We start from the raw sequence: 20,103 nt of genomic DNA, 5'->3' as shown, positions 1-20,103 counted from the left end.
CTATTATTTTTTAATAGACTTTTTATTTTTATCAATTTTCATCCCACTAAAAGTTGCTAGTTCGTGAAAACCAGCTTTTTTAATTAAAGTTCTTGCTTTATGAATTGAAAGCCAATCACGCTTTGCTATATGACTATCCGTTCCTAAAGTTATAAATTTTCCACCTAATCTTTTAAAATTAATCAATAAATCACTATAAAATTGTTCAGTTTTCGGATCATCAAACAATCTAGTATTTATTTCTAATGCTTTTTCTTTTGAAGCTAAAGCCCGCAAGATTTCAAATAAAATCTCCCGATTCTCTGCAAACTTTATTGATTTATCCGTGTAAGGCCCATATCTAGCAACATAATCTAAATGACCAAATGAATTATAATTCTCAAATTTTTGAACAACATCTAAACAAGCTAAAAGATATTCTCTTTGTGCTTCTTCTTTTATTTTCTGTAGATAAAATTCTGTTCCGTCATAAACTTCAATATCTCCAATTTCATGAACAGAGGCAATCACAAAGTCAAAAGGAGCCGAATCAATAAACTGATTAATTTCTGATTTAAAACGTAAATCAATTCCCATTTCCAAACCGATTTTTATTTTAATTTTATCTTTAAATTCTGCTTGTAATCGATTGATTTCTTGAAAATACTCAGGTAGATTTAGTGAAAAATCCATTCCTGGAAAATAAAAATCTCGATGCTCTGTAAAACAAATTTCTTCTAAACCATGTGCTATAGCTTCTGTCACATGCTTTCTAGGAAGCTCCTCGCTATCAGCCGAAAAATGAGAGTGGAAATGATAATCTAATTTTTTCATTTAATCTGCCGTCCTTGTATGAAATTCCTTCTTATTTCCTTCTAGCTGATGCCGTTTTTTTGCTTTTTGCCGTACTTCTTCTAGAGAAATACCTTGCTGATTCATTAATACAAACAAATGATAAAGTAAATCATCAATTTCTCCTAAAAGTTCTCCTTTATCTGAATTTTTACTAGCAATAATCACTTCACTTGCTTCTTCACCAACTTTTTTTAATACTTTATCGATGCCCTCTTCAAGCAAATAATTCGTATAAGATTTTTCGACTGGATGTAACTTTCGGTCGATGATTTGCTTCTCCAACTCTCTGAAAATATCAGAGTCATCAAAAGGAATAAGTTCATCATAAAAACAAGAGTAAGCACCAGTATGACAAGCATTACCAATTTGTTCAACAAAAACCAGTAAAGTATCTTGGTCGCAATCCAAACGCATTCCTTTTATTTTCTGAAAATGCCCTGATTCTTCTCCTTTGTGCCAAAGTTTTTGTCGTGAACGTGACCAAAACCAAGTTTCACCAGTTTCAAGCATTTTCTCAAAAGCCACTTCATTTGTATAGGCAAGCATTAATACTTGATTTGTTTGATAATCTTGAACAACAACAGGAATAAGTTTCTGCTTATGAAAATCTGGTTTCATAAAATCTCCTTCTTAATAATTCTTGCTGAAATATTATTTTTTATAAGTTCGTCTTTAACTTCATCAACTGTTGCTTCGCCATAATGAAATAATGAAGCAACAAGGGCAGCATCGCTTCTTGTTTTTTGAAAAACTTCAACAATGTCCGAAATCTTCCCACAACCGCCACTTGCTACAACAGGAATATTAACAGCAGTACAAACGACATTCAGCATTTCCAAATCGTAGCCTGTCTTTGTTCCATCCTTATCCATTGAGGTTAGTAAAATTTCACCTGCTCCTAATCTTTCACAGTTTTTAGCCCAATCAACTAAGTCAAGACCTGCATTTTCACGCCCACCTTTGATATAGACATCATATCCCCTAGAGTCTGCTCGTTTTTTAGCATCAATAGCAACAACAACACATTGAACGCCAAATTCGTTAGCCGCTTGACGAATAAGTTCAGGATTTTCAATTGCAGCTGAGTTGACGGATACTTTATCAGCTCCTCTAGCAAGAATTCTTCTAAAATCGTCAATTGAACGAATTCCTCCACCAACGGTTAATGGAATTGAAAGTTCACGCGCCGCCCGACCAATTAATTCACCAATAATTTCACGTTCTTCAAAAGATGCCGTAATATCAAGAAAAACAATTTCATCTGCACACTGTTCTTCATATATTTTGGCCAATTCCACTGGATCACCTATTTCTCTTAAACCCACAAAATTGATTCCTTTAACAACCTTACCATTTTTAATATCAAGACAAGGGATAATTCTTTTAGTTAGCATTCCTGAACTCCTTTTCAAGATTAATTTTTCCCTCATAGTAAGCTTTCCCAACAATAATCCCATAAAAGTCAGAACGAGTTGCACGTTGAATATCAGAACTATCCTTTACACCTCCAGAAATAATCACGTTTAGGGAATTTTCCTTTGAAATTTCATCATAAAGTTTAAAATTTGGACCTGTCAGTGTTCCGTCTTTGGAGATATCAGTAATAATAGTTGTTTTAACCCCTATTCTCTCTAATTTTTTTAAAAATGACAGATAAGGAAGACTCGTTTTTTCTAACCAACCACTTGTTGATACAAAACCCTCTCTAATATCTACCCCAACAATGATTTTGCTTGGGCCGTATTTAATTAATACCTCCCTAAAAAAATCAGGGTTTTCTACCGCTGCAGTTCCTAAAATCACTCGTTCCACACCAATTTGTTCAAGATAAAGTCTAACTGTATCTAAATCTCTAATTCCACCACCAATTTCGATTTTCAATCTTGTTTTATCTTTTATTTTTCGCACAAGCTCTAAATTGCGAGTTTGTCCTATCTTAGCACCATCTAAATCAACCAAATGCAGGTCAGTCGCTCCCATTCTTTCAAATTTTTGAGCAATTTCAAGTGGATTTTTTGAATAGACCGTTTTTTTATCATAATCTCCTTTGTAGAGACGCACGGCTTCTCCATTTTGCAAATCAATTGCAGGAATAATCTTCATTTAATTTCCTCCAAGAATGCTTTTAGTATCTTTCTGCCAATTTCTCCACTCTTTTCAGGGTGAAATTGACAACCTATTACATTATTTTTTCCAACAATTGCCGGAATTTTTACTTCACCGTAAATGGTGTAGGCAATGAGTTCATCATCAGGACAAGTCGCCTGATAAGAATGGACAAAATAAACCTCATCATTATCAATCAAATAATGAGTTATTGGACTGGTTTTAGCCAGGTTTAATTGATTCCATCCCATATGCGGAATTTTTTCATTAGTTTTGATTGGAATTACTTCTCCCTTTAAAAGTCCAAGGCCTTGTCTTTCTTCCATCTCGTATCCTTTTTCAAAAAGTACTTGCATTCCTAAGCAAATTCCCAATATCGGTATTCCAGCAGCAGCTCGTTCTTTTAAAAGTTCAATCAAATTAAACGTTTTTAGATTATTCATTGCTGTAGGAAAGGCCCCAACTCCTGGAAGAATAATTGCATCTGCTTTACGAATTTCCTCTAAATCTCTTGAAATCACTGTTTCTTGTCCCAATCGTAAAAATGCGGCCTGCACACTTTGAAGATTTCCGATATTGTAGTCGATGATAATAATCATTTATAGTAATCCTTTCGATGACGGAATTGAATTAGCTTTCGATTCATCAATACTTACAGCATATTTTAGCGCTCTCGCTGTAGCTTTAAACATGCCTTCAATAATATGATGCGTATTATGCCCATAATGTTCGTTCAGGTGTAAAGTAATCCCAGCATTAAAAGCAAGGGCACGAAAAAATTCTTCGGTCATTTCTGTATCATACCCACCAAGTTTTTGATTCCCTGATAAATCAGCATTAAATACCAAATAAGGTCGTCCACTAATATCTAAATCACAAGTAACCAAAGCTTCATCCATTGGAATGGTAAAACTTCCATAACGTCGAATACCGAGTTTATTACCTAATGCTTCACTGATACATTTGCCAAGAGCAATAGCAACATCTTCAATGAGATGGTGGGGATCCATCCCTACTATTTCATGGTCCCCATGTGCAGTAAGAATTAGGTCAAAGTCGCTATGAAAGGCTAGAAGTATTAACATATGGTCTAGGAAACCAATATTAGTAGAAATATTACTTTTCCCAGTCCCATCTAAGTTTATGGTCAGACTAATTTGCGTTTCCCTTGTATCTCGAGTTAATGTGGCTGTTCTCATTCATCTCTCCTTTTCTTCACCTTCAAATCTCACAGAAATTGAGTTAGCATGAGCCGTCAATCCTTCTGATTTTGCAAATGTCTCAACGTCCTCTTTAAAGTCAGCCAAAACTTCTTTAGGATAATAGCTATAAGTTGAATATTTTATGAAATTATAGACACCCAAACCAGAGTAAAATTTGGCTGTTCCTCCAGTTGGTAAGACATGATTGCTTCCTGACATATAGTCGCCTAACGGTTCTGGCGTATACTCTCCAATAAAAATTGAGCCAGCATTTTTGATTTTTGGAAGCTGGACTAAGGGTTCACTAGTCAAAACTTCTAAATGTTCTGGAGCAAGCTGATTGGAAACATCAAAGGCTTCATCAATATTTTTTACAACAATGGCTCCACCGTAATTACTGATGGAACTTTCAATGATTTCACGACGTTCCAAATTTTGAACTTGTCTATTTAATTCCTCATCTACTTGTTGAACAAGTTTTTCAGAAATCGTCACTAGAATCGCTGACGCAAGTTTATCATGTTCTGCTTGCGCCATTAAATCAGCAGCGATATATTTTGGATTGGCAGTTTTGTCAGCAATAACTAGAACTTCTGACGGACCGGCTATCATATCAATATCTACCACCCCATAACAGATTTTCTTAGCTGTAGCCACAAAAATATTTCCGGGTCCGACAATCTTATCAACTTTAGGAATAGATTCTGTCCCATACGCAACGGCAGCAACGCCTTGTGCTCCACCCACCTTATAGATTGTTTCTATTCCACAAACTTCAGCAGCTGCTAAAATATTTGGATTTACTTTTCCATCAGCTTTAACTGGAGTAATCATAATAATTTCTTTGACGCCTGCTAAAAGCGCTGGAACAGCATTCATAATGACTGTTGAGGGATATGCAGCCGTTCCTCCGGGAACATAGAGAGCAACACGTTCCAGAGGACGCGCAATTTGTCCCATGATAACACCATTTTCCTTAAAAATATTCCATGAATTTCCTAGTTGGTGTTTATGAAATTCTTCAATCTGTGATTTGGTACGCCTAAGAATTTTAAAATAATCCTCTTCAATTTGTTCTAGTCCTGTTTCACGTTCCATGCGCGTGACGAGTAAATTACTAGTATTCACATCATAACCGTCGAACTTTTTAGCATAGTTAAATAAGGCAGTATCTCCACTTTTTTGAATATCTTCTACAATCTGTTGAACAGTTTTATTAACTTCTTTTGATACTTCTGTTTTTCGACCTTGAAATTTTTCAGCAATTTCTTCAAGCTTTCCTTGATAATCAATTTGTTTGAGCATCTTCTAACCTCTTCACCATTTCTATAATTTTATCTTTTTTAAATTTGAAACTAGATTTATTGACAATCATGCGTGTTGAAATATCACTGATTTTTTCAATGATCTCTAAACCATTTGCAGATAAAGTATTTCCTGTTTCGACAATGTCAACAATTGCATCAGCTAAACCGACAACTGGTCCAAGCTCAACAGAACCTTCCAACTTGATAATTTCAATATCTTCTTGCTTTTGAGCAAAATATTTTTTTGTCACTCTTGGATATTTTGAAGCAATTCGTTTACGTCTTTGAAAATTTTTATTTGAAAAGTCAGGATAAGAAGCAAGGGCAAAAATACACTGTCCAATTTTTAAATCCAATAATTCATAGTAGTCATCAAAATCATTTTCATCAAGCGTATCTTTACCAACAAAGCCAATATCAACAATTCCATGTTCTAAAAAAGTAATGACATCATTAGCTTTTCCAAAAATGATTTGTAAATCATCTTTCGTTTTAATTTGTAATTCACGTCCTAGATTTAGAATTGGTTCAACATCATAGTTCGCATTTTCCAATAAATTGGTGACTTGTTTTTGGATTCGTCCTTTAGTTATAGCAATTTTAATCATTGTCTTCCTCCAATTCTTGTCTTTCCAGAGCCTTTAGAATGGTATCCATATGACAACAAAAACCAATGGCAACCGCCTCTTTTTGAAAATTACTTAATAGCTGGTCATATCTTCCTCCTGATAAAACAGGTTGATTAGCTGCTGAACTGTAAGCCTTGAACATTAAATCAGTATAATAATCCATTTTAGGAACCATTCCCAAATCAATGATAATCGGTTTAATCATTGAAAGTTTCTCTGAAAACTCTTTGAGCTGATCAAAGGAAGAAATGAGCACATCATCTTTTGTATTTGTCACTAAATTTTCCAACCTTGATAACTCATTAGTAATAAATATTTCTTTCAAAAGTTCTCTTAATTCCTTAGAAAAATTATTTTTTTCGATAAAAGTATTAAGGCCACTTAAATCTTTCTTGAGTAAAAGTTCTGTAAGTATCTCTGTTGAACCGTCAGCTAAATGACATAAACGTTGAAAAAATTTTGCTGAGCCTATTTCAAAGACCGTTTTATTCAAACCTAACTGTTCAATCACTTGAAGGGCTAAACTAAGAATTTCTAATTCTGACTTATCGGCTGATTCACCAAAAAGTTCAATACCAATCTGATAATTTTCCGTTGAACGACCTTTATGCCGTTTTTCTTTTCTAAATATTTTTCCAAAATATGAATAACGAGCACTAGTAGAATCCTTAATTTGCGAATAAAGTCTAACTAAAGGAAGTGTAAAATCATAACGGAGGGTAATTGATTGTCCCTCATGATTGATAAACTGAAACATTTTTTCTTGATTAAAAGTTTTTCCATTACTTTCAAGTGCTGTATAGAGTTGCGTATATTCAAAGCTTGGGGGCATGACTTCCTGATAATTCTTCAAGCCAAATAATTTCCTTAAACGACCCTCTATCTGCCGTAGACTTTTAACTTGATTCAAGGTCATTTCTGCCGATTCTTCAGGAAGCAGATAATTTATTTTTTCCATTCGTCAATTTCCTCATTCTTTTTTAAATAGCCTTTTAAAAATTCAATCACTTTGTTCATTTCTTTATTAGTCCCAATAGTTATCCGTAACCAATCATCAATCCGTGGTTGATTCCAATGCCTGACAATAATTTTTGCCTCATAAAGCGCCTTAAAAAGTTCTTCTGCTCTTACTTTTGGATGATGAACAAAAACAAAGTTAGCCTTTGAATCAGTCACTTCAAATCCTAAATTAACCAGACTTTCTTTAAAAACTTCTCTTGTCTTAATAATTTTCTGGATGTTTTTTTGAAAATAATGTTCATCCATTAAACTTGCTTCTCCAATAATTTGTGCCAAACTATCAATTGGATAGGAATTAAATGAATTTTTCACATCATACAAATGAGAAATTGCTTCAGCAGAGCCATAAGCTACACCCAAACGAATTCCTGCTAAACTCCGTGATTTAGAAAAAGTTTGAACCACTACTAAATTATCGTATTTTTTAAGCAAAGGAAGACATGTTTCACCGCCAAAATCAATATAGGCTTCATCAATCAAGACAATTGAGTTTTGATTTTTTTTCAGAATTTCTTCTATATCTTTAAGATTTAGTGCCAAAGCCGTTGGAGCATTAGGATTTGCGATCACAATTCCGCCATTTTCAATATAATAATCTTTTATTGAAACTTTAAAATCATCATCCACAGGGACTTTTTGAAAGGGAATTCGATAGAGTTCGCAATAAATAGGGTAAAAAGAATAAGTAATGTCAGGCATTAATAAAGGGCTTTGACTATTAAAAAAAGTTAGAAAACTAAGCGACAAAACTTCGTCAGAGCCATTTCCAATAAAAACCTGTTCAACTTCTAAATGATGATATTCGGCCAATTTTTTTCTTAAACTTTTCGCGTCAGTACTTGGGTATAGACGCAAAGTTTTTGTCTTAAAACGTTCAATAAATAATTTAGCTACACTAGTGGGCGGATATGGATTTTCGTTAGTGTTTAATTTGATCATGTCAGTAAGTTCAGGTTGTTCACCTGCAATATAGGGACTTACTGACCGAAGGTTATTTTGCCAACTCATAGATTTCTCCTTTCGAGAATAGAAAGATAATATAAAAAAACGCCTAAAAGCACTTGGCTTAAAGGACGGTTTAATCGTGGTTCCACCTTAATTTATCACTTTTTCACAAAAGTGACCTCGGTAAGTTATAACAACTTAGCATTAACGCAGCTAACGCTCACATAATAATGTGAGTAAGATAGCGATGAGTGTGGTTCATCCCATTATCAGACCTTTTCTCAGCAACAAGGCTCTCTCAACTGATACGCAAGACTACTCTTTCATCTCTTATTTGTTAATTCTTAATTATCTGAATTATAATACTTATATTTTTAAAAGTCAACATTTATTTCAAAAATATTAATTTAATTTCTTGAACAGGAAAAATATTAATTTTTGTTATTTACTCAAACAGAAAATAAACTCTATATTCTCCCATTCAGTTACTTTTTTTGTAACTTATATTATAATTTTGCTCTTGTATCTTCTATGAATGAACAAAGATCAGTATGACCTCCATAATGATTGACTCGTCTTAAAAAAACTTCACCATTTTCAATTTTATATGGAATTTCTGCTAAAGTATTTGCTGATGGCCTATATCTTCAATTTCAATTGCAATAGTTCTTTCTGTCAGTAATTCCATAAGAATGTTTAGCTGATGATATGTAGGTGCCTATTCCTGAACGTTTGATAGAATTATTGTCAGTAAAAAAATATTATTTATCTTTATCATGAACGAGATTTTGGGGACTACCATTTTTCATAGCTGTATCAGGATTAATTCCATCAAAACTTTTAATTTGCCTGATGGAACCTCTTCACACAATATTACTTTGTACAAATCCAATTGGGTCGGAAGTTAATAAATCCGTTAAAGTTACCAGTTTTGAAGCGTGGGAGGACTTAGGAGCTTATGTTTAAAAATAAAAAAATCTAACAATTTGTTAGATTTACTCAGAAATAATTTGTTCAAAATCAACAGTTCCTTTACGCTTGTTCGCCGCAAGAACGCGAATTTTGACTTCTTGTCCCGCTTGATACACTTTACCTGATTTTTTTCCAGTAAAAGTATTCGTTTCTTCATCGAATTCTAAGTCTTCTGTAGTTCCTGTGTGGAGATTGAGTACACGAATTAGTCCTTCAATCGTATTATCTAAGGCTACAAAAACACCAAATTTCTGAACACTTGTGATAATTCCTGTGTAGACTTCACCAATATGATCCGTCATGTATTCTGCTTTCTTCATCGCATCAACAAGTCTTTCAGTGACCACTGCACGATGCTCCATGTCTGAAGCATGTTTTGCTATTTCTGGTAAGCGTTCTTTCCATTCTTCTTTGGTACGATTAGAATGATCGGAAGGATATAAATGCAAAAGACGATGTACAACCAAGTCAGGATAACGTCGAATAGGACTCGTAAAATGCGTGTAATTTGCGGCAGCAAGTCCATAGTGCTTGGTATTTTTTTCAGAATACACCGCAGTGGACATTGTATGACGAAGCTGATAGGTCAAGGCTTTTTCAAAGTTAGTTCCTTGAATTTCGTCTGCAAAATAATTGACGGCTTCATGAGAATTAGAGGAAAGTGAAAACCCTGCTTCTGCTGCTGTTTCCATAAGTTTCGCAAAAGCTTTTTCTTTAGGTTTATCATGAACACGATACAGGGAAGGTAATTTTTTCTTTTGAAAATCAAGAGCGACGGTCTCATTAGCCATTAACATGAAAGATTCGATCATACGCTCAGCTGTATCTCGATCGCGTTTGATAATTTCTATCGGGTGCCCTTTTTCATCTAAAATGATTTTTGCTTCACTCTCATCAAACTCGATCATTCCTCTATCTTTTCTCATACCTTCAAGAATATCGTGAAGTTCGACAGCTGCGTTTATTGAATCAGCAATTTTTGAGTAACTTTCTAGGGCTTCTCGGTGTCCTTCACGCCCTTGGTGAATCATCTTATTCACGTTAGAATAAGTCATGCGATACGTCGTTTTTATATAAGATGGTGATATTTTATAATTAACAACTTTCCCTTTTTCATCAATTTCCATCACACAAGACAACGTTAAGCGTTCTTGCGCTTCATTAAGTGAACACAAATCGTTAGAAAGTTTAACGGGTAGCATTGGAACAACTCTATCGGTCACGTAGACAGAGGTGGCGCGTGAATAAGCTTCCTTATCTAGCGGAGAGCCATCTTTTACATAATGACTGACATCGGCAATATGCACCCCTAATTCAAAATGGCCATTTATTAATTTTTTGACGTGAATTGCATCATCCAAATCTTTTGAGTCTTCCCCATCAATGGTATAAGTAATCTCAGCACGATAGTCCTCACGTCCCACTAAATCATCAGCGGTTAATTGCTCAGAAAATGCCTCTGCTTCTGCTAACGCTTCTTCAGAAAATTCTTGTGGAATCTTCATAGCACAAAGTACTTCTAAGATATCGAGTCCTACCTCACCTTTGTGTCCTATAATTTGAGTGATTTTACCTTCAAAAGCTTTAAGATCAGTAGGATATTGAGTAATCTTAACGCCGACTACATCTTCTTCTAATACACCTACCAAGGGTTGTTTGATGTAAAGTGTATCAGAAATTCGATCATTGAAGAGCTCAATTCTTCCTTTATAACCTAAGGTTTTGACTTGTCGATTTGATAAAGCACGATATGTTCCTACCGTCTCAACGACTGCTCGCTCATTGATTTTTGTAATTTGGCCACTCGCGCCACGCTTATCCGACTTAGGGTGGATGACCTTAACAGTAACATGATCTCCGTCCATCGCAAATTTAGTGTCGTTTTTACCGATATAGATGTCGTTTGATTTATCCGTTTCTCCATCTGGATGTACAAAACCGAATCCCTTAGGATGCTTGGAAAATATCCCCTTACTTTCTGTCTGATTAAGTGCTGATGCTAATTCTGATAGCTGAACCATATCTATTCTTTTCCTCCAACTGTTTCATTCTATCATAACATAATCTATAAACAATAATCGACTCCTAAGTAAGTTATTTTGAACCACCTAAATTTTTCAAATAAATAATCAGAGTTCAAATACATTTTCAGAGGAATAAGGAATTATAAATAAAAACTATTGCAATATATCATCGTTTTTGCTATTATTAGAATGAACGTTCTAATAAATAAAGAAAGGAGACAATATTTTGGCTAGAGCGAAAACATTTGACTACGAGGAAATCCTAGATAAAGCAACTACCTTATTCTTAGAAAAGGGTTACGATAATACTTCTTTTCAAGATTTGGTTGATCACTTAGGGATACATCGCCGAAGCATCTACGATACCTATGGTGACAAAAAAGAACTGTACTTAAAATCATTAAAAAAGTACGCGCGTTTTGTCAATCAAAATTACTTTTCACTTCTTAAAGATAGCATGACCATTACAGAAAAGTTCGAGACGATTTTTAATTACTCTGCTTTTCCTAAAAAAGATTGTCCTAAAGGATGTCTATTTGTTAATTCTGCTACCGAGTTGGCCATGCGGGATAAAGAAATTTCAATTTTAGTGGAACAATTCTTTGAAGACACGAAACGCTTTTTTGTACATTTACTGTCTATGGCTCAAGAAAAAAAAGAGCTTGCCCCAGAAACTGATATTTATACTTTGGCAAGTTATCTAAATAATGCTTTAATAGGAATACGTGTACTGGTCAGATGCTCTCCCGCTGAGAAAGAACTAACCAACATTATAAGCACTACATTATCTGTTCTAAAAGTTAATCATAATTAATTAATGTGTATCCATAGTTATTTTAAATGGATATTATTATTTTGATTATTTTAGAACAAACATTCTAAAAAAGGAAATAAAATAAAAATGGAACAAGAACAATTAAGAACAATGATCCTTCAGGCTCATAAAAACCGCTTTGCAACAAAGAAATTCGACCCCACTCAACCAATTGATGAGAAAGATTGGACTGCTATACTCGAAAGTGCAAGATTATCTCCCAGCTCTTTTGGGTATGAACCATGGAAATTTTTGGTGATTGAAAATAAAGAAATGAAAAACGACTTGAAATCAATTGCTTGGGGAGCTGTTAACAGTCTGGAAGGAGCTGATAAATTCGTTATCGCTTTAGCCAAAAAAGATATTGTCTATAACAGCCCTCACGTGCAACATATTGTGGAAGATGTTTTAGGATTGCCTTACTCTGAAACTTCACCTCAAAGCCAGTTCTTTAAAAAATTTCAAGAATCTGACTTCAAACTCACGGATAAAAGTTCTTTATTCAATTGGGCGGTTAAACAAACTTATATTCCACTCGCTAATATGATGACGACCGCTTCTTTTCTTGGAGTTGATAGCTGTCCTATCGAAGGTTTTAACATTGATCTGGTTGAGAAATACCTTTCTGAAAAGGGCCTGATTAACTTAAAAGAAGTTGGTGTGGCATATATGGTTGGTTTTGGACATCGTGCAATGGATGTACCCGTCAAAAAAAGACAAGCCATTGAAGAAATTGTCGAAATTATAAAATAACTAAAAAAAGTTTGAGGGAGAATTAAATGAAAGCATACGGACCACTATCAAAAAATAGAGATACATTTATTGAATTTGAGGCTGAACTCCCAGCTTTAAGACCACATGATTTATTGGTAAAAGTAGAGGGTATTTCCGTCAACCCAATAGATACTAAGATAAGACAAGGTATTAAGGGTAACTTATCTTCTCCTCAAATTTTAGGTTGGGATGGGGTAGGAAAAGTTGTAGAGACGGGCTCAGAAGTGTCGTTATTTAAGGTGGGAGATGCTGTTTTCTGGGCCGGAGATGTGACTAGGGATGGTTCTAATGCTGAGTATGAGGCTGTTGATGAACGAGTAGTAGGATTTGCACCTAAAAATATTTCTTTAGAGCATGCCGCTGCAATGCCTCTAACCAGCCTTACAGCTTACGAACTGCTGTTTGAAAAATTACAAATCTCTGAGAAAGATAATAATAAATCTCTCCTTATTATCAATGGTGCTGGAGGAGTTGGTTCTGTAGCCACTCAAATGGCTAGAAATGCTGGTTTAACTGTCATTGCTACTGCTTCTAATCCACAAGCTATTCATTGGGTAAAAGACTTAGGAGCAGATTTTACTGTAAATCACCATGAGGATTTGATTAAACAAGTGCGAGATCTAGGCTTTCAAAATGTTGATTATATCTTGATTTTAAATGCGGTGGATCAACATATTGCTGCAGTAAGTGAGTTGATCGCCCCTCAAGGTCATATTGCTAATATTGTACAACCTAAAGGTCCATTAAACTTAGAAAAACTTGCTCATAAATCAGCTTCTTTTAGTTTTGAGTGGATGTATACAAAGGTTGTATCTAATACCTCGGACTTGATCTCTCAACATGATGCCCTTAATAAAATTTCAAAATGGCTAGATGAAGGAATATTAAAATCAACAATGACTGCAAACGTTGGGGAAATTAATGCAGAAAATCTTAAAAAAGCCCACTTACAAATTGAAAACAATAGAACAATAGGCAAGATGGTTCTGACGAATTCTAATCCTTCATAAACTTTGTAAGTTTCCTAAGGATATAATCTTAAAAAAATAAAAAACCTTGGACAAAAATAGCGTTCAAGGTTTTTATTAAAAAATGAGTCTAGACTATTTATTTATCAATAAAATTCTTCAGGTACGGTTAATGTGCTTGTAAATCCCCCGTAGTTCAACGTTTGTCACCACTATTCTCGTATCTTTTCATATTATGAGCGCACTATGAGCATTGGGTTTTGACAAGTATAGGCAAGCTACTTTCGTACTTTAACCAAATCATGCTCTCCCTATATTTTAATATGTAGCAAACAGTTTGGTTAAGCCATTATGTTATTTACTGTTTTGTGTACTCAGTATTTATAAATTTTAACAGTACCAGAACCAAACCATTTCTTAGAAACCAAATATTATATACGCAGCAAATTTTAAAACCTCCTACTCGTCTTTCGTTAATGAGTTACTAAAAACCAAAAGATATAGTAGGTCGCATAGAGCGCGCTGTAACAGCATTCCGAATCTCCAAGTCACTCAAAATTTTTCCTCTGGCGTCATATTATTTATAAATAATCCAAACTTCCTAATATAACACAAAATAAGTTAACCTTCTTTTTTATTCCTTTTTTATTAATACAATATTAAAAACCGAGAGTAATATCGCGACTCTCGGCTTTTTGAAAGATTGTGGTAGTTTTATTTTCTCCAGCTGATATCTTTAAATTTTTCTACTTTCAATTCTTTTCCTTCAAAAATAAAGAACCATTTCTGTACAGTAGGTTTTACCTCTTTATGAATATTGTTGGATCTAAGCATTTGATCATAATAGTCATCAACTATTCGCGTGTTTAATTGAGGCCAGTCTGCTTTGAGTTCGGTAGTATATGTTAACTGGGAACAAACTATCACAGAAAATCCTATATTTTTTTCTTCAAATCATACATTCCCTCAATTAAAACACTATCCAAAACTTTTATTTCTCCCTTTCGGTAACGAGATAACATCATTTTGTTGTGGACTTCAAGTAAATTATCACTATACGCTGTGCTAATTATTTTTTCCTGATCCCAAGATAAAAGAATATCTCGTATCAAATTCTCTAGAGTTGTGACTTCTACTATCGTTTCATCAATGCTATTACCAATGATATATTTTTTTGTAAAAACTTTCTCATAGAGGACCAAAAGTAACAGGATTAGGGAAATTATAATACCGAAAATTACTGCCCCAGTTATTGGGCTAATAAGTGAGTATTTCATTTAAAATATTTAGTCTGAAAATCCTTCAAATCTGAAAAGAATTTTTTAACCAACTCATCCCCTCCTTTGCTAGATAAACGCAACGCATTTATTAAAATACTAGCGTAATATACAAATATTGAAAAGACAAAACCAACAAATATTGAAATACCAATTGACAATCCTAGAAATTTCCCAATTAGGAAAATCCAAAAACAAAATATCACTATTAAGAAACCGAGACCAAAATATAAATTCTTTCTCACAATGTAACCTCCTTAAATTTTATTAAAGCTATCTCTAATTTGATTAAAGTCTGTTCTATAATCAATACACGACGTGATTAAATCTTGTGCAGCCGCAACACCTATGAACGGTTCGACGACACGAAGTATAATAGAGGTAACTAAATTGGCTACAGGAATTTTTTCCAGGGTAAAAATGCTAAAGCTAGAATTACTAATGGCAGATACATAATTGCAGAAGATTGTTGAAAATACCAACATGGTAAGTTTCCCAAAATTATGGCATAGGTCAAATAAGTAGTATAACCGTTGCTCTCGTCAACTTTTCTTATCTGCTCTTTAAACTCACTAGTTAAATCATCATGCTTAATCACACTTTTTCTTCCCAAAGTGTATATGATCCCACCAATAATTACAACTATTATCCAAATAATTAATGCCCAAAATCCTGGCGATAGTTCAAAACTATTAAAGTAAAATAGATAAAAATAATTTACTAAAGTAGCCAGGAGAGAAAGAATTAATAACATATTCTTCAGATTCATAATTCGTAGTTTTTTTCTACTTTTCTTCATGTTTTTCCTTCATAAATTTAATTAGGGTCTTCTATCAGAATCGTTTAAGGCTAGAACAAAGGTTTTCTTTAAACTGTTGATATTCTGCTTATATGAACTCATTGTATCTACAACGGAAACAATATCCGATACTTTGATACCCACTACAGCAAGCATACCTCTCACTACTTTAAGTGCCGCTGTTGTTGCCCCAAGGGATGCAACAGCAAAAATAGCAGACAAGTATGAAAGTGATATTCCCAAAAAACCTTGTTTTGAAAGTACTAATCCTTCTGCAGCTACTTTATTCCATAAAGAAATATAATCACCAAATGGATTGTTTGAACGGTTTAGGCCTTTTGTCATGGAATTGTTCAAACCAATAGCTATCATAGCATTATCATTTCTATAAGAATACCAAAAAGTAATACCGCTATAAAACATATCTAGATATGATATCGGCGCTCCATAACTTGATACTCGTTGTTCTCCAATTGATTTATTAGTGTTTGGAAGTATTCCTTCTTTCATAGCATTCTGGTTGATAGCACTTGCAACTTTCTGTTGAGCAACAGTCGGAGTAGTTTGTGTTTCAGCCCCTGAAGTGACTTTGCGCCAATTATGCCATGTGCGCCCCCACTTGTACTGTACGCCTGCCAAATTAAAGTATTGTGACTTAGAAGAAATGTAGACAGTATTGCCCCACCATGGATTCCATACTTCATAGTAAGGGGCATGCTTTGTTGTATCACCATCTGCTGGCATGATATATCCCACAATAGCTAAAGAATGACCAGTATTATCTTCGGATCCTTGTGGTGCAGTTTCATTTTGGTCGAAAGCATCCATTTGAATAATTTCTCCCGCATCCAATTCCTTTTTAACTTCATCAAAACTTAATGAACGATTTTCCACATCTGCGGTTACTTGATACTTATCTTGAAGAGCTTTCAATGAATCCTCGATCGATCCACCAGTCATAGTTTTAAGGGCATCAAGGCTAACATTAGGTAGATAGGCTTCCATGATGGATTGTGCGGTTACTTCAGTATTTCGATTCATGTTGTTGATGGCTGAAGCTGCTACATACTCTGAGCACCATGGTTCTTGTCCTTGGGTTTCACTAATTTTGAAGGTACTCAGTGAGTGGTAACTCGCATTAATATTATTTACTGGTGTTGCTGGACTTGAGGGAGAGTCTTCAGGTGTATCAACATTTACTGTATCTGTTGATTCTTTTGCTCGGATATTATAAAGAGTGACTTCCTCTTCATATTCTGAAGCTTGCTTCCCTTGTTCATCCTGTGTGTAAATATGGTCATAATCATAGGTCTTCATGCGATCGTTGGTTTGGTTAGTTGTTTCTTTACCTCTTTGATACCAATACATGGATGGAGCAAAATCCTCATTCAGATAGGATAATTCAGGGGAATAACTGAAGGAATTATCAGTATAACCCATACCAATAGTACCCCAATTTTGAATGTTATCTGGCGCTGTTTTAGCTTTTAAGAAAGTATAGTAGAGTCGGCCTGTTTTATTAACTGCCATTGATTTTGTTTTAGGGAATCTTCCTGTCTGAGTATCAAATTCTAGACCTAGGGAGTGGTACCAATCCATAATCTGTTTTGAACTAATGACATCTGTCGGACTAATGCCAGCAAATGATTCTAGATCAGCTACAGTTTTTTGGTGAGATGCATCTTCATAAAGATTAATAAGAGCTACAGCTGAACGTTTGGTTTCATCGGAAGGATTTTTGGGAAGTTTCTTTTTCTGAAAATAGATGCTTATTGCTTCAATTCTTAAATTTTTACCTGTAGTTCCCGCTATAGCATTATCTTTAGAGTAAGCTGTCCACCCTTTTCCTTGGACATAAACAGCATAAGTTATGGAATATTTTTGAGCTAAAGACCCGGTCAGTCGCATCTTTATTGCTTCCATCCTTAGAGCCTTACCAGTTGTTCCAGCTACGGCACCGTTACTCTTTTCAGCTTGCCAACCCGTTCCTTGAACGTAAGCACTATAGCTCACTCCGCCTGTCTCACCTTTTGGTAGATGTGAGATGCTCGCCTTCATTGCTTCAAGTCTCTTACTTTGTCCTGAAATATCTACTGGGGCACCATATTTAGATTCTGGTAGCCATCCATAAGTTTGAGCACTTGCAGAAAACGTTAGTGTAGGACTATCTGCAGCTTTATTTTTCAACCCACCTAGAAGGGGATCAGTAAACTCTACTGTGGAAGCTGTTCCAGAAGTTGACACTTTTGAAGCGAAAATTCCATCTTTAGTATCTGAATTAAGTGTTTTTACATTCGTTGCTGATGGATCTTGTTTGATATTTGTGATGCTTTGAGCCCATAAATAGGTATCAGCTGATTGGATTGGGTCAATAACATTTTCTTGATCCATAAAAGTAATCGGCTGTGTCTCCTGCCCATCTTCAACCATGGCTTCACCTAATCCAATAGTTTCAATAAAAGATTTATGGAGTGTCTCTGTTCCTGCTTCTACATCATCATGAGCATAAAGAACACCAGCAACGCTCTCATCTAACCAATTATCTTCATTTTGATTAGTGAGTATTGGAATAATTGGGTTAGAATTATCCAATTCTTTTTTAATTTCATCGGTTGTCAAAGGACGATTGACTAGTGTTGCAGTATATCCCACATGGTGAAGCCAATTTACTCCTTGTTCTGCGTTAATAGTGAGCCCATTCAACTGTTCTTCAGTCGCATTAGGATAGGTATATTTTAACACATCACGAACAGTTGCAAAGACCGTTAGATTCCCATTTTCACCTACCTTGTCATGAGAAAGTACACTAACTAGGGTTTGCGCTAATGAGTCAGAGGGCTTAGCATGAACACTCGAAAATAAATTTTGAAAATTATCAATTTGTTTTATATTAACAGAGACACCATCCTCATTACTTTCCGACTGCTGCAAAGTGAAGGCAGCTGCAGAAGGGGCAATGCTTGAAAAAAGTAGTAAAAGTATACCGAAGCTGACCAAACATTGAATTGGTTTCCATTTAACTTTCATAAAAATCTCCTAAATTATTATTCAAAAATAATGACTGATTTAATCTGACCATCATAGTCATCTTTAAGATTCGTCATTCCTTTAAGCGTATATTGATTTTCGAGGGCTTCTAACTTTTCAGATGTAGCCCTCTCAAAGTTCATTTGTCTTCCATATGGATACTTCACATAAACTTCTTCAGCTGTAGCAGTTTGATTAATTACTTTCAAATCTTCGCCCAAGTTATTCTTCTCTGTTTGCGTAGTAGATCTCTCAGTTGTTATGTTTTGAGCAGCTTTCTTTGATTCTAATAACGTACTTGAAGTATTTGAATAAGATGTTTCTATTCTTTTATTAGTACTTTTTGGACTGTTTTCTTTTTTTATAACATCATTAGAACTCTTTTGAACTCTAGAGCTTACTTTAGTTGCTTTGGTTTGAGCGGACTCATTTGGATGACTTATAAAATAATCCCCTCCAATGCATACAACTAAGACTGCTAAAATTATTCCTAAATAAAGAAACCATTTCTTCTTTTCCATTTCTCCTCCTAAAGGTTAGCTTAAGAATAGCTTAAGCTATATTTAAGCTTTCACGAAAATATTATAACACGGTGAATAATTAAAATCAATAAGAATATGGCAATTTTTAATATTCGTAATATATTAAATACTTGTAATTTATTTGAGTATTAAATTGTTTACTAGATCGCAAAATTTATATAATCTTGGTTTTTTCTATAAAAAAAAGGATACCCAGAGTATTCTTTTATAACTGTTAAAATTGGTTAGAATCCTTTTATCAGTTTTAATTCTTTTGTCCCAAAGATACACGTCAAGTCATTATCGATGCCTTGTTTAGATTAGCCCAACGATCTCCTGAAAGAACAAGCTTTACCCTAACAGAAATTGCTTCTGAGGCAAATTTATCTCGTCAAGCAATTTATCAAAAACACTATCGGAATGTTTTACTTCGTCTGCTTGTAGGTTATATTTTTATCTCTTTGTATCCTGGCTGAGTCAGCCCTTTCCACTTCCTCCGGAAATTTTCAAAACAAAATTCCTAAAACTTGTTGTATTACCTCCTAATGAATACATTGGAAGCTCTTACCGTCTTTAATTACCGTTCTAAATAACTCAAGCGTAAATAAAAAAGGACCTATTGGTCCTTTTAGTTTGTCAAAAGAAGTTAAATACTCCTTTTATAAATTCTATCGGTAATATTTTTGCTTTAAAAGCTTAATATAATTTTACCTTGACTTCCCTTTTCATACTCGGTTAAAGCATTTTTTACTTCTTCAAAACTAAAGATTTGAAAATCAGAATTTAACGCTATTTTTTTACTGGATACTAAATCAAGAATTTCATACAAACTTCTTTGCCAACTTTCAACAGATTGTTTCTCGTTCCAATATCTCAAATGAAAG

General features: G+C 34.4%; 20 protein-coding genes and 1 pseudogene. 4 read left to right on the top strand and 17 right to left on the bottom strand.

Features of this window, described 5'->3' with window-relative positions:
* Positions 1-3: 3 nt before the first annotated feature.
* The 11 genes from JW886_RS05860 to rnr all read right to left on the bottom strand — a co-directional run bounded on the left by JW886_RS05860 (position 4) and on the right by rnr (position 11,036).
* A complete protein-coding gene (locus tag JW886_RS05860) occupies positions 4-813 on the bottom strand; it encodes a histidinol-phosphatase (RefSeq protein ID WP_205871551.1) in 810 nt (269 codons plus the stop codon).
* The gene (gene hisIE / locus JW886_RS05855; protein ID WP_205272416.1) at positions 814-1,452 is read right to left on the bottom strand and encodes a bifunctional phosphoribosyl-AMP cyclohydrolase/phosphoribosyl-ATP diphosphatase HisIE; all 639 of its coding nucleotides are present in this window, start codon (positions 1,450-1,452) and stop codon (positions 814-816) included.
* Entirely contained in the window at positions 1,449-2,228 is a 780-nt protein-coding gene (hisF, locus tag JW886_RS05850) for an imidazole glycerol phosphate synthase subunit HisF (protein ID WP_205871550.1), read from the bottom strand. The genes hisIE and hisF overlap by 4 nt, the downstream gene beginning before the upstream one ends.
* On the bottom strand, positions 2,218-2,937 hold the full coding sequence (gene hisA / locus JW886_RS05845; protein ID WP_205272417.1) for a 1-(5-phosphoribosyl)-5-[(5-phosphoribosylamino)methylideneamino]imidazole-4-carboxamide isomerase: 720 nt from the start codon (positions 2,935-2,937) through the stop codon (positions 2,218-2,220). Before hisA ends, hisF begins: the two co-directional genes overlap by 11 nt.
* The gene (gene hisH, locus JW886_RS05840; RefSeq protein WP_205272418.1) at positions 2,934-3,539 is read right to left on the bottom strand and encodes an imidazole glycerol phosphate synthase subunit HisH; all 606 of its coding nucleotides are present in this window, start codon (positions 3,537-3,539) and stop codon (positions 2,934-2,936) included. Before hisH ends, hisA begins: the two co-directional genes overlap by 4 nt.
* Entirely contained in the window at positions 3,540-4,139 is a 600-nt protein-coding gene (gene hisB / locus JW886_RS05835; RefSeq protein ID WP_205871549.1) for an imidazoleglycerol-phosphate dehydratase HisB, read from the bottom strand.
* The gene (gene hisD, locus JW886_RS05830; protein ID WP_205871548.1) at positions 4,140-5,447 is read right to left on the bottom strand and encodes a histidinol dehydrogenase; all 1,308 of its coding nucleotides are present in this window, start codon (positions 5,445-5,447) and stop codon (positions 4,140-4,142) included.
* Positions 5,431-6,057, bottom strand: a complete 627-nt coding sequence (gene hisG / locus JW886_RS05825; protein ID WP_205272421.1) for an ATP phosphoribosyltransferase — start codon at positions 6,055-6,057, stop codon at positions 5,431-5,433. Before hisG ends, hisD begins: the two co-directional genes overlap by 17 nt.
* Positions 6,050-7,036, bottom strand: coding sequence for an ATP phosphoribosyltransferase regulatory subunit (locus JW886_RS05820; protein WP_205272422.1), 987 nt, complete (start codon positions 7,034-7,036; stop codon positions 6,050-6,052). Before JW886_RS05820 ends, hisG begins: the two co-directional genes overlap by 8 nt.
* Positions 7,024-8,106, bottom strand: coding sequence for a histidinol-phosphate transaminase (hisC, locus tag JW886_RS05815; protein ID WP_205272423.1), 1,083 nt, complete (start codon positions 8,104-8,106; stop codon positions 7,024-7,026). The genes JW886_RS05820 and hisC overlap by 13 nt, the downstream gene beginning before the upstream one ends.
* 932 nt (positions 8,107-9,038) lie before the next feature.
* On the bottom strand, positions 9,039-11,036 hold the full coding sequence (rnr, locus tag JW886_RS05810; protein ID WP_205871547.1) for a ribonuclease R: 1,998 nt from the start codon (positions 11,034-11,036) through the stop codon (positions 9,039-9,041).
* A gap of 229 nt (positions 11,037-11,265) precedes the next feature.
* Here rnr and JW886_RS05805 point away from each other — a divergent pair, with 229 nt between their 5' ends.
* The 3 genes from JW886_RS05805 to JW886_RS05795 all read left to right on the top strand — a co-directional run bounded on the left by JW886_RS05805 (position 11,266) and on the right by JW886_RS05795 (position 13,637).
* Positions 11,266-11,853, top strand: a complete 588-nt coding sequence (locus JW886_RS05805) for a TetR/AcrR family transcriptional regulator (RefSeq protein ID WP_205871546.1) — start codon at positions 11,266-11,268, stop codon at positions 11,851-11,853.
* Positions 11,854-11,940: 87 nt separating this feature from the next.
* Complete coding sequence (locus JW886_RS05800; protein WP_205871545.1) at positions 11,941-12,606, top strand: NAD(P)H-dependent oxidoreductase; 666 nt, start codon at positions 11,941-11,943, stop codon at positions 12,604-12,606.
* Positions 12,607-12,632: 26 nt separating this feature from the next.
* On the top strand, positions 12,633-13,637 hold the full coding sequence (locus JW886_RS05795) for a zinc-binding alcohol dehydrogenase family protein (protein WP_205871544.1): 1,005 nt from the start codon (positions 12,633-12,635) through the stop codon (positions 13,635-13,637).
* Positions 13,638-14,530: 893 nt separating this feature from the next.
* Here JW886_RS05795 and JW886_RS05790 read toward each other — a convergent pair.
* The 5 genes from JW886_RS05790 to JW886_RS05770 all read right to left on the bottom strand — a co-directional run bounded on the left by JW886_RS05790 (position 14,531) and on the right by JW886_RS05770 (position 19,219).
* Positions 14,531-14,872 carry a hypothetical protein gene (locus JW886_RS05790; protein WP_205871543.1) on the bottom strand — a complete coding sequence of 114 codons (342 nt, stop codon included), beginning with the start codon at positions 14,870-14,872 and terminating at the stop codon, positions 14,531-14,533.
* Positions 14,869-15,117 (bottom strand): hypothetical protein, encoded by a 249-nt coding sequence (locus tag JW886_RS05785; protein ID WP_205871542.1) that lies wholly within the window; start codon positions 15,115-15,117, stop codon positions 14,869-14,871. The genes JW886_RS05790 and JW886_RS05785 overlap by 4 nt, the downstream gene beginning before the upstream one ends.
* Positions 15,118-15,266: 149 nt before the next feature.
* Entirely contained in the window at positions 15,267-15,671 is a 405-nt protein-coding gene (locus JW886_RS05780; protein ID WP_205871541.1) for a hypothetical protein, read from the bottom strand.
* 21 nt (positions 15,672-15,692) lie between these two features.
* Complete coding sequence (locus JW886_RS05775; RefSeq protein ID WP_241003744.1) at positions 15,693-18,698, bottom strand: C47 family peptidase; 3,006 nt, start codon at positions 18,696-18,698, stop codon at positions 15,693-15,695.
* 17 nt (positions 18,699-18,715) lie between these two features.
* Positions 18,716-19,219, bottom strand: coding sequence for a hypothetical protein (locus JW886_RS05770; RefSeq protein WP_205871540.1), 504 nt, complete (start codon positions 19,217-19,219; stop codon positions 18,716-18,718).
* A 299-nt stretch (positions 19,220-19,518) separates the two neighbouring features.
* Here JW886_RS05770 and JW886_RS09935 point away from each other — a divergent pair.
* Positions 19,519-19,641, top strand: a pseudogene (locus tag JW886_RS09935) (TetR/AcrR family transcriptional regulator); the annotation flags it as partial.
* Positions 19,642-19,907: 266 nt separating this feature from the next.
* Here the strand turns inward: JW886_RS09935 and JW886_RS09875 are convergent.
* On the bottom strand, positions 19,908-20,096 hold the full coding sequence (locus tag JW886_RS09875; RefSeq protein WP_241003743.1) for a hypothetical protein: 189 nt from the start codon (positions 20,094-20,096) through the stop codon (positions 19,908-19,910).
* Between the last annotated feature and the right edge of the window lie 7 nt (positions 20,097-20,103).

The organism is Lactococcus taiwanensis (assembly GCF_017068355.1).
GTDB lineage: Bacteria > Bacillota > Bacilli > Lactobacillales > Streptococcaceae > Lactococcus > Lactococcus taiwanensis.
The sequence above is the reverse complement of the archived record's forward strand: the minus strand, read 5'-3'. Positions and strand labels throughout refer to the sequence as shown.

Coding starts and splice junctions, on each gene's coding strand:
- hisF (WP_205871550.1), bottom strand. CDS start 2,228: ATGCTAACTAAAAGAATTATCCCTTGTCTTGATATTAAAAATGGTAAG.
- rnr (WP_205871547.1), bottom strand. CDS start 11,036: ATGGTTCAGCTATCAGAATTAGCATCAGCACTTAATCAGACAGAAAGT.
- hisC (WP_205272423.1), bottom strand. CDS start 8,106: ATGAGTTGGCAAAATAACCTTCGGTCAGTAAGTCCCTATATTGCAGGT.
- JW886_RS05790 (WP_205871543.1), bottom strand. CDS start 14,872: ATGAAATACTCACTTATTAGCCCAATAACTGGGGCAGTAATTTTCGGT.
- JW886_RS05860 (WP_205871551.1), bottom strand. CDS start 813: ATGAAAAAATTAGATTATCATTTCCACTCTCATTTTTCGGCTGATAGC.
- hisH (WP_205272418.1), bottom strand. CDS start 3,539: ATGATTATTATCATCGACTACAATATCGGAAATCTTCAAAGTGTGCAG.
- hisIE (WP_205272416.1), bottom strand. CDS start 1,452: ATGAAACCAGATTTTCATAAGCAGAAACTTATTCCTGTTGTTGTTCAA.
- JW886_RS05820 (WP_205272422.1), bottom strand. CDS start 7,036: ATGGAAAAAATAAATTATCTGCTTCCTGAAGAATCGGCAGAAATGACC.
- hisA (WP_205272417.1), bottom strand. CDS start 2,937: ATGAAGATTATTCCTGCAATTGATTTGCAAAATGGAGAAGCCGTGCGT.
- JW886_RS05800 (WP_205871545.1), top strand. CDS start 11,941: ATGGAACAAGAACAATTAAGAACAATGATCCTTCAGGCTCATAAAAAC.
- hisG (WP_205272421.1), bottom strand. CDS start 6,057: ATGATTAAAATTGCTATAACTAAAGGACGAATCCAAAAACAAGTCACC.
- hisB (WP_205871549.1), bottom strand. CDS start 4,139: ATGAGAACAGCCACATTAACTCGAGATACAAGGGAAACGCAAATTAGT.
- hisD (WP_205871548.1), bottom strand. CDS start 5,447: ATGCTCAAACAAATTGATTATCAAGGAAAGCTTGAAGAAATTGCTGAA.
- JW886_RS05775 (WP_241003744.1), bottom strand. CDS start 18,698: ATGAAAGTTAAATGGAAACCAATTCAATGTTTGGTCAGCTTCGGTATA.
- JW886_RS05770 (WP_205871540.1), bottom strand. CDS start 19,219: ATGGAAAAGAAGAAATGGTTTCTTTATTTAGGAATAATTTTAGCAGTC.
- JW886_RS05780 (WP_205871541.1), bottom strand. CDS start 15,671: ATGAAGAAAAGTAGAAAAAAACTACGAATTATGAATCTGAAGAATATG.
- JW886_RS05795 (WP_205871544.1), top strand. CDS start 12,633: ATGAAAGCATACGGACCACTATCAAAAAATAGAGATACATTTATTGAA.